Source organism: Pseudoalteromonas sp. 2CM36K (genome assembly GCF_023161865.1).
Taxonomy (GTDB): domain Bacteria; phylum Pseudomonadota; class Gammaproteobacteria; order Enterobacterales; family Alteromonadaceae; genus Pseudoalteromonas; species Pseudoalteromonas tetraodonis.
This window is the reverse complement of sequence record NZ_JALNTK010000020.1, coordinates 1-13997: the sequence shown is the minus strand read 5'-3', so window position 1 is coordinate 13997 and position 13997 is coordinate 1. Positions and strand designations below refer to the sequence as shown.

Sequence of the window (13997 nt, the reverse complement as noted above, 5' to 3'; positions counted from 1 at the left end):
CACTAATTCTTTTTATTTAAAATATACCGGTTAACCGCCGCATTATGTTGCTTTAATGTGGTTGAAAACTGATGGCTGCCATCGCCTTTTGCTACAAAGTAAACATACTCGCTTTTAGGCGGGTTTACCGCGGCTAAAATCGCTTCTTTGGATGGCATGGCAATTGGCGTGGGCGGTAATCCGTTAATACGATAGGTATTATACGGTGTGTAATTTATCAAGTCTTTACGTTTAATATCACCGTCAAAATCTTCGCCTAGCCCATATATTACGGTTGGATCGGTTTGTAAGCGCATATTGGTGTTTAATCTATTTATAAACGCCGATGCAATTAACGGACGCTCACTGGCAAGCGCGGTTTCTTTTTCGATAATAGAGGCCATGATCAGTGCTTCATAGGCGGTATCGTAAGGTAAATCGTTTGCCCGTTGCTGCCAAGCATCAGCCAACGTTTGCTGCATTTTTTGCGCAGCACGTTTTAGTAAACTGCTGGCAGTATCATTGCTATGGTAATGATAGGTATCGGGGAATAACCAACCTTCTAGATGGGTTTGCCTACCTATTATTTGCTCGCCAAGTTGTTCGCGTTTTAAATCGTTTTGTAAGTGTGGTGCCGTACTTAGTGCATTTAATATATCTCTAAGTGCTTGGCCTTCAATAATGGTAAAACTAAAACTAACTTGCTCGCCTTGGTTTATTTTTTTTATATTGTTGATTACGCTATCTGCGCTTAACTCGTACAAACCCGCTTTTAAATCGGTCAAGGTTGGGTCGAGTTTAGCTAATATTTGAAACCGCCAACAGTCTTCTACCCACTGTTGCTGCTGCCATTGACGGCACAACTTATTAAAGCCGGTGCCTTTTTTAACTTCAAATTGGGTGTTATCGGCTATCTGTAATGGCGTTTGAATTGTTGCCTGTAATTGCTGATAGCCAATCACTGAGCTAAAAAAAGCCAGCAATAATACTGATACAATAACTTTTAACACTAAGCCTCCTTGGCTACTGTTAGTAATGACCGACTGTGAGCAATATCAAAACAGTGCTCGCCTATGCTTTTTACGGGCACAATTTTCATTAAACTATTACATACAAATACCGCGTCTGCTTGGGTAAGCTCATCAACGCTGATAGTTTTAAATTCAATTGCTAATTTATCACATAAAGATTGCAGAAAAACACCTTTAATGCCGCACTCATCAAGCCTGGGGCTAATTACTTTATTATTTTTTATTGCAAAAATATTAGCCGCCGAGGTTTCAATTACATTGTTGTTGTAGTCAAGTACAAGTGCATCATCACTTTGCTCGGTTTGTAGGGCATTTTTGATCAATACTTGCTCAAGTCTATTTAAGGTTTTAAGCCCTGCTAAGTGCGGTTGTAAAGCCAGTTTAATTGGACTGATGACTAAACTAATTCCTGTCTCGTGTAAGCTGTTATAATGCGCTGGATAAGGTAAAACACTCACAATAATGTTTAAATTACATTCGCTTAGTGGCGCATAGCCTCGCCCGCCCTCGCCGCGTGTTACCACTATTTTAACAACCGCTTGAACCTTTGATGCTATTTGCTGAGTAATGTGCGACTCAAGTGCGCTAAACTCAAGCGCCGGAAACCCTAAACGCTGCGCGCATTCAATTAAACGCGCTTTATGATAAGACCAATGTTCAACCTGTCCATCAGTAATAATCGCGGTTGTAAAAAAGCCATCGCCATAGTTTAAGCCTCTATCGCGGGTACTTACGCTACTGGTTTCACTTGCTGTTATTATTGTTTGCATATTTTTTTACACATAAAAAAACCCAGTTAAACAACTGGGTTCTTATTGTCGTTCGTTGTTAAAAAAGATTATACCTTTTTAAACAGTAACGAGCCATTAGTACCACCAAAACCAAATGAGTTACACAACGCGTAATCAAGTTTGGCGTCTCGTGCTGTGTGCGGCACGTAATCTAAATCACAGCCTTCATCTGGGTTGTCTAGGTTAATTGTGGGTGTTACTTTTTGCTCGGTCAACGATAAGATAGACACTATCGACTCAACAGAGCCCGCTGCACCTAGTAAATGACCCATCATCGATTTAGATGAGCTTACCATCACATCTTTCGCTGAATCACCAAAAATGGTTTTAACCGCTGACGTTTCGGCTTTGTCGCCCGCATGAGTAGACGTACCATGTGCGTTAATGTAGCCAACTTGCTCAGCATTTACTTGCGCATCGTTTAATGCGTTTTCCATAGCCAGAGCCGCACCTGTGCCATCTTCTGGTGGTGAGGTCATGTGGTAGGCATCGCCACTCATGCCAAAGCCAACAAGCTCTGCATAAATTTTAGCGCCACGTGCTTTAGCGTGTTCGTATTCTTCAACAACAACCACACCAGCACCATCTGAAAGCACAAAGCCATCACGGTCTTTATCCCAAGGACGAGACGCTGCTTGAGGGTCGTCGTTACGTGTTGAAAGCGCACGTGCGGCATTAAAGCCACCCATACCAATTGGCGTACACGCTTTTTCTGCGCCACCGGCAACCATTGCATCGGCATCGCCGTAGGCAATCATTCGCGCTGCATGGCCAATATTATGCAGGCCTGTAGTACATGCCGTCACAATTGAAATATTAGGACCACGCAAGCCGTGCATTATTGATAAATGACCTGAGATCATATTAATAATGGTAGACGGTACATAAAACGGCGATAACTTTCGTGGGCCGCTGTTTAGTAATTTAATGTGGTTTTCTTCGATTAGGGTTAAGCCACCAATACCTGAACCTACCGCTACACCAATACGGGTTGCGTTTTGCTCAGTGACTTCGAGGCCTGAATCTTGAAAAGCTTGAACACCCGCTGCAATGCCATACTGGATAAATAAATCCATTTTTTTAGCATCTTTTGGCGACATATAAGCCGATGCATCAAAATCATTGATTAAACCAGCGAAATGAGTACCAAATTTTGATGTATCAAAGTGGGTAATATTTTGAATACCACTTTTACCATCTAATAAGCCTTGCCAGGTTGATTGCACATCATTGCCTAGCGGCGTCAACATTCCTAAGCCAGTTACGACGACACGACGTTTAGCCACGGTTTGCCTCCAATAAGGAATTATTATTATACCAATTAACTTAGCTCAGTTTATTTCAGCGTTAACGCTGTTGCTAGTTATGTTATTAGTATTGGGGATGATCATACCCAAGCTACCTCAAAGTGCGAGTCTCAAACCAATAACCAACGCTGAGCAATAACAATTTAATTGCTGATGATGAGTGAGGGTTTGGAATTGAATCATGGACTTTGAGGTGGTTTGGATATAAAGATTAAAGGCAGCGAATGCTGCCCTTAATTTGCGATTAATTACTCAGCGTGAGCTGTAACGTAATCGATTGCAGATTGTACTGTAGTGATCTTTTCAGCTTCTTCATCTGGGATCTCAGTGTCGAACTCTTCTTCAAGAGCCATTACTAATTCAACAGTATCAAGAGAGTCTGCACCTAGGTCATCAACGAATGAAGCTTCGTTTTTAACTTCTTCTTCTTTAACACCTAGCTGTTCGATGATAATTTTCTTTACGCGTTCTTGGATATCGCTCATTCTTCTTTCCTTTATTAAAAACGCCAATGCGTTATTTTCAGATTGCGGCGTAGTTTACGTCCGATAATTCTCTGATTCAATCTTTTGACCATAAATAATTTGCTGGTCAAACCTGTTGAGTGTTTATTTTATCTTTTATCGCTTATTTTCACAGCGATTTCAAGTATGTTTAAAGCAAGTTTGCGAAAAATTCAATGTTTTTTAGCAAACTCATTGGTAATTTGTGGTTTAACTATTTCGCATTGCGAAGCTAAACCATGTACATCGCACCATTTACATGCAAAGTTTCACCTGATACGTACGCAGCGGCGTCAGATGCTAAATAACACACAGCTGCTGCAATCTCATCTGGCTGGCCTAAACGACCCGCAGGTACGTTTGCAAGCGTTGCTGCTTTTTGCTCATCTGTCAAATCATCCGTCATGTCTGTTTGGATGAATCCTGGTGCAACCACGTTAACAGTAATACCACGAGAAGCAACTTCACGCGCTAATGATTTAGAAAAACCGATAACACCCGCTTTAGCTGCCGCGTAGTTCGCTTGGCCAGCATTACCCATAGTGCCCACTACTGAGCCAATATTGATAATACGGCCGTTCTTTTTCTTCATCATTGGGCGAAGTACCGCTTTAGATAAACGGAAAATAGAACTTAAGTTGGTGTCGATAATATCGTCCCACTCGCTGTCTTTCATGCGCATTAATAAATTATCGCGCGTAATACCAGCATTATTTACTAAAACATCAATATCACCCAAATCGGCTTTAATTGCTGCTAATGTAGCCTCAATTGACCCAGGATCGGTGACGTTAAGCGCATAACCCTTACCGTTATCACCTAAGTATTCGCTAATTTTAGCCGCACCTGACTCGCTTGTCGCTGTGCCCGCTACCTTTGCGCCTTGTGCCACTAAGGTGTTTGCAATCGCTTTACCAATACCACGGCTAGCGCCGGTGATCAGGACAACTTTGCCCTCTAAAGAAAATAAATTACTCATATAATATACTCTTATTTAGCTGAATCGATTGATGCAAGGTCATTAACTGAGCCACACACCATCGCTTTATCAATGCGTTTTGCAAGCCCGGTTAGTACTTTACCAGGACCAAATTCATAACTTTGCGTTACGCCTTGTGCAACTAATGCTTGCACTGTTTCAGTCCAACGAACTGGGCTGTATAACTGACGTACTAATGCGTCTTTAATTGCATCGGCTGAACCTTCAGCTTTTACATCAACATTATTAATTACATCACACTTAGGTGAATTAAATGTTAAAGCCGCTAAATCAGCGGCTAATTTTTCAGCCGCAGGTTTCATAAGTTCACAATGCGACGGTACGCTGACCGATAATGGTAGCGCACGTTTTGCGCCGGCTTCTTTACAAGCTACTGATGCTCTATCTACTGCATCTTTATGACCGGCAATAACCACTTGGCCTGGCGAGTTATAATTAACCGGTGAAACCACTTCACCTTGTGCAGACGCTTCACATGCTGCTTTAATTTCGTCATCACCTAAACCAATAATAGCGGCCATAGAACCCACACCCGCAGGGACGGCTTCTTGCATGTATAAACCGCGATTTTCAACCAGTTTTACGGCTTCACTTAGGCTGATCACATCGCTACATACCAGTGCTGAGTATTCGCCTAGGCTATGACCTGCCATGACGACGTCTGCATCTGGATTTGCTGCTAACCAATGACGGTAAATAGCAACGCTTGCTGTTAATAAAGCAGGTTGAGTACGGTGAGTTTGATTTAGTTTTTCTTCTGGACCGTTAAGAACGAGATCTGCTAGGTCGTACCCTAGTGCGGTTGATGCTTCTGCAAATGTGGCTTTTACTATGTCTGAGCTTTCAAGTAGCTCGTTTAACATACCCACAGTTTGCGAGCCTTGACCTGGAAAAAGAAGTGCAATTTTTTGTGCCATAGTTTGCTCTTTTAATTAAACAAAATAAATAATGTGTAACACGGCACGTTAACTGTTATTCAACCGCCGTGTCTTTAGAATGTGTTTTTTCGAAGATAGCAGCGATTTTATCCGGAAGTTGACGTTCTACTTCTTTCACTGCTTCGTCGATTGCGGCATGAAATGCTTTAGCTGAGGCATTTCCATGGCTTTTAACAACAATACCGCGCAATCCTACCAGAGAAGCGCCGTTATACTGGTCGGGGTTCACTCTTTTATAGAGTTTTTTTATGATTGGCGCCAACATAAACGCCATGCATTTGTAAATGACGTGCTTTTCGAGAGCGCGAGTGAATTTTTTCATGATAAGTTTAGCAATGCCTTCACAGGTTTTAAGTGCAACATTGCCAACAAACCCCTCACAGACAATAACATCGGCTTTGCCAGAAAAAATATCGCTACCTTCACTGTAGCCAATATAATTAATCAGCTCGCTTTGCTGCATTAACTGCGCGGCTTGCTTAATTTCTTCATGGCCTTTTATATCTTCAGCGCCAATATTTAATAAACTGACTTTTGGGTTATCGCAGCCAAGTGCTTGGCCTGCAACCACTGAGCCCATAATGCCAAACTGATACAGCATTTGCGCATCACAATGCACATTAGCGCCTAAGTCGAGTAAGTAAACAGGATTTTTTCGTTCAGTAGGTACAGCAGAGATAAGTGCGGGACGTTTCACCCCTGGAAGCATTTTTAATACGTAATGCGCCATAAAAAATAGCGCCCCTGTATTGCCAGAACTAACACAGGCTTGCGCTTCACCCGATTTAACTAAATCAAGGGCAACACGCATTGAGGAATCTTTTTTTGAGCGTATAGCAACAGCGGGTTCGCAGGCATTGGTGACAACGTCATTACAATGGCGAATTATTAATCTAGGATGAGAAAGTGAATCGAGTGATTCTAATTGTTTAGCTATTACTTGCTCGTTGCCACATAAAATGAGTTTTAAGTTGGCATTAGCATTTACCGCGGAAACGGCTGCGGGGATAGATGAACGGGGGCCATAATCGCCCCCCATCATATCTAACGCTATGGTTAGATTGGTCAGCATATAAGCAATCTCTTAGTTAGAAATTACTTGAACGCCTTTGTAGTAACCATCTGCAGTCACATGATGACGACGATGAGTCTCACCAGATGTTTGGTCTACAGTTAAAGTTGGACCACTGATCGCATCGTGTGAACGGCGCATGCCGCGTCTTGCACGAGACTTTTTGCTTTTTTGTACAGCCATAGTCTTCTCCTAAGAATCTTTCTTAAGTTGTTTCAAAATATCAAATGGATTTGGTTTATCATCTTCCGCCTTTAAAACACCAAAGCTGGCAGGCTCTGCTGTATAACTGCATGAAGCTTCGTTGTGGGTAGGCACTAATGGCACAGCTAAAATAAGCTCGTCTTCGATTAACTCAAACACGTCTATTTCACCATTTTCATCAAGTGCTACTTCGTCGTAGCTTTCTGGAAGATCATCTGACTCTGCATCCAAACCGACTGGCGAATACACAAAGTCTTGATCCAAATCCAACCCTAAATCACCATTACAACGTTGACAAGTGACAGTTACGTGTGTGGACAAATTGCCACTAATCACAACTAAACCTTGCTCATCGTTTTTGCAATGAATTTTTACCGCTATTTCACCTACTTCTTCCTGGATAACCCCTCGTAAACGAGGAAGTTTCTCAAGCGGTACAATGCCGTCATACTTTAAACGGTGTTGCGCTGCTTTGCCCGGATGAAGGGTGATGGGAATTTTCACCTTTTGCATAGGGGCTGCATCATATAGATAGTTAGTGGGTTAGTCAAAGTAAAAAACCAATTTTACATTGTTTTTCACGTGTTTTACTCACGGATCTGATTTATCCTAACTCAATCTGATTTACGCTAGGAAAACATGCCATGAAGCACTCTCTTATATTAGCCTCAAGCTCACCTTTTAGGCAGTCTTTATTACAAAAATTTAATCTGCCTTTTGAAACGTTTTCGCCCGATGTTGACGAAACGCCTCACAGCAACGAAACACCTAACGATCTTGTTAAGCGTTTAAGCGAACTAAAAGCCGCAGCTGCGGTCGAGCATTTTGACCAAGGCTTAGCGATTGGCTCCGATCAGGTTGCTGTATTTAATGGCCAAATATTAGGTAAACCACACAATAAAGAAAACGCCATGAAACAACTCAGCTTATTTAGTGGGCAAACGATCACTTTTTTAACTGGCTTGTGTGTGTACGATATACACACTAAGCAAAGCAAAACCCTTGTTGAGCCCTTTAATGTAACCTTTAAAACGTTAACAACGGCGCAAATAAGTGCTTATTGCGATGCAGAGCAACCTTATAATTGTGCAGGAAGTTTTAAAAGTGAAGGCTTGGGTATTTGTTTATTTGAAAAGCTCAGTGGTGATGACCCAAATAGTTTAATTGGTTTACCACTCATTAAACTCAGCCAGTTATTGGCTGAGTTTGGCTTAGATGTATTAAGCGCAAAAACTAACTAAGTAAAAGTTGTTGCAACTGCTGATAGTTGTCAGCGGTTGCAATAGGCGTAAACTCGTTTAATTGCGCAGCGTTGTGCACGCCCATGGTTACCCCTAGTCTATCCATACCTGCAGCTTTTGCCATTGCCATGTCGATTTGGGTGTCGCCTATCATCAATGCTTCGTCGGCGCTAATAGCCAGCTCTTCAAGTAGTTGATAGAGCATATCGGGAGCGGGTTTTGATTTAGCGTCGTCACTGGTACGCGTGGCACTAAAAAAGTGACGCAACTGGCTCTCATCTAGAAGGCGTTCCAGTCCTATTCGGCTTTTACCTGTGGCAACCGCCAATATTACGCCTTGATTTTTTAACGCAGTGAGTACCTGTGCAACGTGATCAAACACCGGTGTTGGGGTGGTATCAAGCGCATACTGCTGTTTATAACCTGCAATAAGCGCTTCGTGATGCTCACTGTAATCAGGAAACAAGGTCGCTATTGCGTTTTCAAGCGACAAACCAATAATATTTTTACTGGCCGTATCGCTCGGCGGTTCAATATTGAGTAACTGTGCACTTTTGCGGATACAATTAACTATTTTGCTAATTGAATCCATAATGGTGCCGTCCCAATCAAAAATCACCAGCTTATAGTTTTTCATGGTGGGTGAGATCACGCTTTTGCTGCTCTAAGTTTAACTAAACAACTTGATAGTGCTTTGTCTAGTGGTGCTTCTACTCGCATGGTGGTTTCGTTTTTAGGGTGGTAAAAACTTAAATCATGGGCGTGTAAAAATAAGCGGTTTAAACCACGTTTACGCATTGACTCGTCAAACCCTTGATCGCCATATTTGTCATCACAAGCAATAGCATGACCTTGACACTGAGTATGCACACGAATTTGGTGAGTACGACCGGTTACAGGGGATGCTTGTACTAATGAGCAATCGTTAAAACGCTCAAGCACTTTAAAGCGGGTATGCGACGGTTTGCCCTCAGTGTTATCAACACGTACTACGCGCTCACCCGATTTTAGGGTGTTTTTGCGCAAGCCTTCAGTCACATTTTTTGTTTTAGAGTCCCATTGCCCCTCAACAAGTGCCCAATAATTTTTTTCCATGGTTTTTTCGCGTAATTGCTCATGCAAGGCAGTCAGCACAGAGCGGCGCTTAGCAATGAGTAAACAACCTGAGGTATCACGGTCTAAACGATGCACAAGCTCAAGGCTACGCTCTTCTGGGCGTAAAACACGTAATGCTTCAATAAGGCCATAGCTTAGGCCACTGCCGCCATGCACAGCCATACCCGATGGCTTGTTAATAACCATCAGGTATTTGTCTTCAAATAGAATATCGTCTTCAAGGCGCGTTACTTTATCGAGTTTTGAAGGCACAAACTCTTCACGCTCTGACACTCTGATTGGTGGTATACGAATAACGTCGTCTAGCTGCAATTTATACACAGGTTTAATGCGTTTTTTGTTTACACGCACCTCACCTTTACGAAGAATTTTGTAAACTGCGCTTTTAGGCACCCCTTTTAAATGGGTAATAAGAAAGTTATCAATACGCTGACCTAGGTGGTCTTCGTTGATAGTGACAAAAGTTACTTGTAAGCCGGTTTTTTCTGACATTGCCTAATCACTGATTTAAGTAAAATAATTTAGTTGCTAACACAGTTATAATAGTGGGATAATCAGCAACGCAAATATTTCGTATTTGCAAATAACAACGGTGCTTTTTAACACATTAAAACATTCGTGATGCACATTCTGGGTAACCGATCATACAGATCCGAGTTAAGTTTTCCAAAGCTTTTATACATACCCAGTTAACACGTGCGCACAACTAACGGCAATGCGCGTAATATATTGCTGCTTAAGTTTGAACATGAATTGATTTTTAAAGTGATAATAAAAGCAATGAACAGATAATTTGTCTGATAGTGGCGGCGTAAAAAAACGCCGTTCAGAATTCGCTCAAATATTGTAGTACCGTACAGCAGCTTATTTAGAACTAAAAAAATCTAATAAATAAGCGTTCATTAACATCGGTAGCGATTTTTGCTCATAAAAACGATAACGGTAGTTTAAAAACAAAACTATGGTTTGAAGCTAAAGAGCCCTACGTACCTAATATGAATGCATTTAATAAGATTGTTATGACAGGCCAACTTCTGGATAAAACGAGTATTGAGCTAAACAGCCGACACGTTTGTATCCTCTTAGAATTTAATAGCGTGATTACACCCTATTGTTTGCCGGCATTTAAAATACTGCTTACTAAATACAGAGCCGTTCCGTTAAAGACCCAGTCGTGAGACTGCACATTCTAAAAATAGGAACACCTGAACAGGCGAGAAAACATCGTCATGTCAGCGACACAAACTAGTAGAGTAACATTATGAAACGTATGCTAATCAATGCAACGCAGCAAGAAGAAATGCGCGTAGCACTGGTTGACGGCCAGCGCCTATATGATTTAGATATAGAAAGCCCAGGTCACGAACAGAAAAAAGCCAATATTTACAAAGGTAAAATCACACGTATTGAACCATCTTTAGAAGCAGCATTTGTTGATTACGGTGCTGATCGTCATGGTTTCCTTCCTTTAAAAGAAATTGCCCGTACTTACTTCCCGCAAGGTTATACCTTTCATGGTCGTCCAAATATTCGCGACGTGATCAAAGAAGGTCAAGAAGTTATTGTACAAGTTGATAAAGAAGAGCGCGGCCAAAAAGGGGCAGCACTGACTACCTTTATCAGCGTGGCAGGTAGTTATTTAGTACTTATGCCTAACAACCCTCGCGCTGGCGGTATTTCTCGTCGTATTGAGGGTGATGAGCGTACTGAACTTAAAGAGTCGCTAAGCCGCTTAGAACTACCTAAAGGTATGGGCTTAATTGTACGTACAGCGGGTGTTGGTAAATCGTTTGAAGAACTAAACTACGATTTAAAAGCATTATTAGTCCACTGGGAAGCCATTCAACAAGCGGCAGACAGTGCTAAAGCACCATTTTTAATTCACCAAGAAAGCAACGTAATTTTCCGTGCAATTCGCGATTATTTACGTCGTGACATTGGCGAAATTTTAATTGATAAGCCTCGTGTTTTTGAAGAAGCTAAAGCGCACATAGAGCGCTTTCGTCCTGATTTCATGAGTCGCGTTAAGCTTTATCAAGGTGACACACCGTTATTTACGCATTACCAAATTGAAAGCCAAATTGAGTCTGCGTTCCAACGTGAAGTGCGCTTACCTTCAGGTGGTTCTATTGTAATTGACCCTACTGAAGCACTTACCTCTATCGATATCAACTCGTCTAAAGCAACAAAAGGCGGCGATATTGAAGAAACAGCGCTTAACACCAATCTAGAAGCGGCAGATGAAATTGCACGTCAACTTCGTTTACGTGATTTAGGTGGCTTAATTGTTATCGACTTTATTGATATGACACCTCCACGTCATCAACGTGAAGTAGAAAACCGCTTAAAAGATGCTGCTCGCCCAGATCGTGCGCGCGTACAAATTGGTAAAATTTCTCGCTTTGGCTTACTTGAAATGTCGCGCCAACGCCTACGCCCTTCACTAGGTGAAGCAAGCCAAGGTGTTTGTCCACGTTGTAGTGGTCAAGGTACTATTCGTTCTAACGAATCAATCGCATTGTCTATTCTTCGTTTAATTGAAGAAGAAGCGATTAAAGACAACACCGCTCAAGTTAATGCTCAAGTGCCTGTTGCTGTTGCCGCTTATTTATTGAATGAGCAACGTCGTAGCGTTCACCGTATTGAAAAGGATCATAAGTGTGATGTAGTGATTATTCCTAATCAACACATGGAAACACCTCACTACGAAGTAATGCGTTTACGTAAAGATGAAACGCTTGAAACTGTAAGCTACGAGCAAGTTATTGCGCCTGAGCCTGAAGCATTTGAAATGTCTAAATCGCAAGCGGCACCTGTTCGTGAAGAGCCGAAGCTTAAAGGCGTCGTTATGCCTTCAACGCCTGCTCCACAAGCGGCAGCAAAAGCTGCGCCGGTAGTAGAAGCAAAAGCTGAAATTGGTTTATTTGCCGCATTAGGTAAATGGATTAAGTCGTTATTTGGGTCTGATACTGAGCAAAAATCAGAAAAACAGACTGAAAAGCAATCGCAAGATCGCCCTAGTAATAACCGTGGTAATGATAATCGTCGTCGTAATAACAACCAACGTCGTCGTAATAATAACCCTCGTAATAAACCGCGTAACGAACGTACTGCAGACACTGAAGCTAAAAATGAGTCGGCGCCTGTAAATGATACGCAAGAAAAGAATGAGAATCGCAATAAGCGCCGTCGTAATTCAAATACGCGTAAACGTCCTGAGCATAAAACTGAAGATAAAACGCAAGTAAAAGCAGAGGCAACTCAAAATGCGGATACTGCAGTTAAATCTGATAAGAATGCTGAACCAAAAGAGCAAAAGCCTAAGGTACGTCGTCAACGTCGTAATTTACGTAAAAAAGTTCGCGTACAAGACGAAAGCACAGAGCAAGTTCAAACTACTGTACAAGCTGTTGAGCAACCAGTGGCTAAAGAAGACAAGCCACAAGTGAAAGAGCAAGCACCTGTTGTTGAAAAGCAAGCGCCGGTATCAGATGAAAAAGCACCTGCACCTGCTAAAGAACAAACAGAAGCTGTTGTTGATGCAAACGATAATGTGGCAAAACAAGATGAAGAGCAAGAGCAAACACGTACTCGCTCACGTCGTTCACCACGTCATCTTCGTGCATCAGGTCAACGTCGTCGTCGTCCTGAAGGTGAAGGCACGCAAGAGAAGTCTGATGAAGCGCCTGTTTTCATTCCAGTTGCGGATCAAGCCGCTGCTGAATACGAAGCAGAGCTAAAAGCAAAAGCACATAAAACGGCCGTTGATGCCTCTGATGCAGTTGAACAAAACATTGTTGAAGAAGACTTAGCGAAAGCTGAAGAACCAGTAAAAACTGAAGAACCAGTAAAAGCTGAAGAACCAGTAAAAGCTGAAGAACCAGTAAAAGCTGGAGAACTAGTAAAAGCTGAAGAACCAGTAAAAGCTGAAGAACCAGTAAAAGCTGAAGAACCAGCAAAAGCTGAAGAGCCAGTGAAAGCTGAAGAACCATTAAAAGCTGAAGAACCAGTAAAAGCTGAAGAACCAGTAAAAGCTGAAGAACCAGTGAAAGCTGAAGAACCAGCAAAAGCTGAAGAACCAGTAAAAGCTGAAGAACCAGTAAAAGCTGAAGAACCAGTAAAAGCTGAAGAACTAGTAAAAGCTGAAGAAGTTGCTGTTGAAGCTGAAACAGCACCGGTTAGCGCTACTGAAACACCTGTAGAAGCGAAAGATGCGCCTGTGGTTGAAAATAAACCTAAGACAGTTTCGCAAGCGAGTTCAGCTAATGCAAACGCTAAAACTGTGATTACAGCAGGACATGCAAATGCGCCAATGGCACAGCCTACGCCTGTAGCCGATAGCAAAATCAAGCATATATCGGTTGCAATGGCACATGACAAACGTGAGTTAATCCCTGACAGCGGCCTTCGCCCTGGCTCGGTAAAACCTGCCAGTCGTGCAAGCTCAGCGATGACTAAAACGCTGAGTGCTGAATAAGCACTGAGTTTAGCTCAAAGCATAAAAAGCCGCGTTAATTTATTTTAACGCGGTTTTTTTGTCTGGCATTTATGTAACTGGCAACGGGGTTCGGGTAAAGTCGAAAGTTAGCGGGCTACGGGGATCGGGCTTCGAGCCTGATCCCTAACCCCTTAGCTCGCAACTTGCTGTGAGCAAGATCTATGTCTACAGCTATTCCTAACACCTAAAACATGCGCAAGTTAAACTCCCGCCTACGGATAAGGTCAACATCGAGGTTTATTGTAGATACCATCTCTCTTTATAGGCTTCAAGATCGTATTTAACTTTCTTGGAGCTTAAACGCTTCTTGATTTTTT

At 42.2% G+C, this 13997-nt stretch carries 13 protein-coding genes; 2 read left to right on the top strand and 11 right to left on the bottom strand.

The window, feature by feature from the left end:
• Positions 1–2 precede the first annotated feature (2 nt).
• The 9 genes from mltG to yceD all read right to left on the bottom strand — a co-directional run bounded on the left by mltG (position 3) and on the right by yceD (position 7338).
• Positions 3–989, bottom strand: a complete 987-nt coding sequence (gene mltG / locus MTN97_RS13045) for an endolytic transglycosylase MltG (protein ID WP_248474569.1) — start codon at positions 987–989, stop codon at positions 3–5.
• Positions 989–1780 (bottom strand): aminodeoxychorismate lyase, encoded by a 792-nt coding sequence (pabC, locus tag MTN97_RS13040; protein ID WP_036982968.1) that lies wholly within the window; start codon positions 1778–1780, stop codon positions 989–991. Before pabC ends, mltG begins: the two co-directional genes overlap by 1 nt.
• 68 nt (positions 1781–1848) lie before the next feature.
• A complete protein-coding gene (fabF, locus tag MTN97_RS13035; RefSeq protein ID WP_138626506.1) occupies positions 1849–3087 on the bottom strand; it encodes a beta-ketoacyl-ACP synthase II in 1239 nt (412 codons plus the stop codon).
• Positions 3088–3356: 269 nt separating this feature from the next.
• Positions 3357–3593 carry an acyl carrier protein gene (acpP, locus tag MTN97_RS13030; protein WP_008109873.1) on the bottom strand — a complete coding sequence of 79 codons (237 nt, stop codon included), beginning with the start codon at positions 3591–3593 and terminating at the stop codon, positions 3357–3359.
• 250 nt (positions 3594–3843) lie between these two features.
• Positions 3844–4590, bottom strand: a complete 747-nt coding sequence (gene fabG, locus MTN97_RS13025; protein WP_036982969.1) for a 3-oxoacyl-ACP reductase FabG — start codon at positions 4588–4590, stop codon at positions 3844–3846.
• Positions 4591–4601: 11 nt separating this feature from the next.
• Positions 4602–5528: an ACP S-malonyltransferase gene (gene fabD / locus MTN97_RS13020; protein ID WP_248474568.1), complete on the bottom strand. Its 927-nt coding sequence runs from the start codon at positions 5526–5528 to the stop codon at positions 4602–4604.
• A 55-nt stretch (positions 5529–5583) separates the two neighbouring features.
• Positions 5584–6621 (bottom strand): phosphate acyltransferase PlsX, encoded by a 1038-nt coding sequence (gene plsX / locus MTN97_RS13015; RefSeq protein ID WP_214552844.1) that lies wholly within the window; start codon positions 6619–6621, stop codon positions 5584–5586.
• Between the two features lie 12 nt (positions 6622–6633).
• On the bottom strand, positions 6634–6804 hold the full coding sequence (gene rpmF / locus MTN97_RS13010; RefSeq protein WP_008109865.1) for a 50S ribosomal protein L32: 171 nt from the start codon (positions 6802–6804) through the stop codon (positions 6634–6636).
• 9 nt (positions 6805–6813) lie between these two features.
• Positions 6814–7338, bottom strand: a complete 525-nt coding sequence (gene yceD / locus MTN97_RS13005; RefSeq protein WP_013464694.1) for a 23S rRNA accumulation protein YceD — start codon at positions 7336–7338, stop codon at positions 6814–6816.
• Positions 7339–7469: 131 nt separating this feature from the next.
• Here yceD and MTN97_RS13000 point away from each other — a divergent pair, with 131 nt between their 5' ends.
• Positions 7470–8066, top strand: a complete 597-nt coding sequence (locus MTN97_RS13000; protein ID WP_248474567.1) for a nucleoside triphosphate pyrophosphatase — start codon at positions 7470–7472, stop codon at positions 8064–8066.
• Here MTN97_RS13000 and MTN97_RS12995 read toward each other — a convergent pair.
• Together MTN97_RS12995 and rluC are read right to left on the bottom strand one after the other, a co-directional pair.
• Positions 8059–8703 carry an HAD-IA family hydrolase gene (locus MTN97_RS12995; protein WP_248474606.1) on the bottom strand — a complete coding sequence of 215 codons (645 nt, stop codon included), beginning with the start codon at positions 8701–8703 and terminating at the stop codon, positions 8059–8061. The genes MTN97_RS13000 and MTN97_RS12995 overlap by 8 nt on opposite strands.
• 11 nt (positions 8704–8714) lie before the next feature.
• Positions 8715–9674: a 23S rRNA pseudouridine(955/2504/2580) synthase RluC gene (gene rluC, locus MTN97_RS12990; RefSeq protein ID WP_036982979.1), complete on the bottom strand. Its 960-nt coding sequence runs from the start codon at positions 9672–9674 to the stop codon at positions 8715–8717.
• Between the two features lie 769 nt (positions 9675–10443).
• Between rluC and rne the strand changes: the two genes are divergently transcribed.
• Positions 10444–13659, top strand: coding sequence for a ribonuclease E (gene rne / locus MTN97_RS12985; RefSeq protein WP_248474566.1), 3216 nt, complete (start codon positions 10444–10446; stop codon positions 13657–13659).
• The last annotated feature ends 338 nt before the right edge of the window (positions 13660–13997 follow it).

Coding starts and splice junctions, on each gene's coding strand:
- rpmF (WP_008109865.1), bottom strand. CDS start 6,804: ATGGCTGTACAAAAAAGCAAAAAGTCTCGTGCAAGACGCGGCATGCGC.
- fabG (WP_036982969.1), bottom strand. CDS start 4,590: ATGAGTAATTTATTTTCTTTAGAGGGCAAAGTTGTCCTGATCACCGGC.
- rne (WP_248474566.1), top strand. CDS start 10,444: ATGAAACGTATGCTAATCAATGCAACGCAGCAAGAAGAAATGCGCGTA.
- acpP (WP_008109873.1), bottom strand. CDS start 3,593: ATGAGCGATATCCAAGAACGCGTAAAGAAAATTATCATCGAACAGCTA.
- fabD (WP_248474568.1), bottom strand. CDS start 5,528: ATGGCACAAAAAATTGCACTTCTTTTTCCAGGTCAAGGCTCGCAAACT.
- plsX (WP_214552844.1), bottom strand. CDS start 6,621: ATGCTGACCAATCTAACCATAGCGTTAGATATGATGGGGGGCGATTAT.
- MTN97_RS13000 (WP_248474567.1), top strand. CDS start 7,470: ATGAAGCACTCTCTTATATTAGCCTCAAGCTCACCTTTTAGGCAGTCT.
- yceD (WP_013464694.1), bottom strand. CDS start 7,338: ATGCAAAAGGTGAAAATTCCCATCACCCTTCATCCGGGCAAAGCAGCG.
- pabC (WP_036982968.1), bottom strand. CDS start 1,780: ATGCAAACAATAATAACAGCAAGTGAAACCAGTAGCGTAAGTACCCGC.
- rluC (WP_036982979.1), bottom strand. CDS start 9,674: ATGTCAGAAAAAACCGGCTTACAAGTAACTTTTGTCACTATCAACGAA.
- MTN97_RS12995 (WP_248474606.1), bottom strand. CDS start 8,703: ATGAAAAACTATAAGCTGGTGATTTTTGATTGGGACGGCACCATTATG.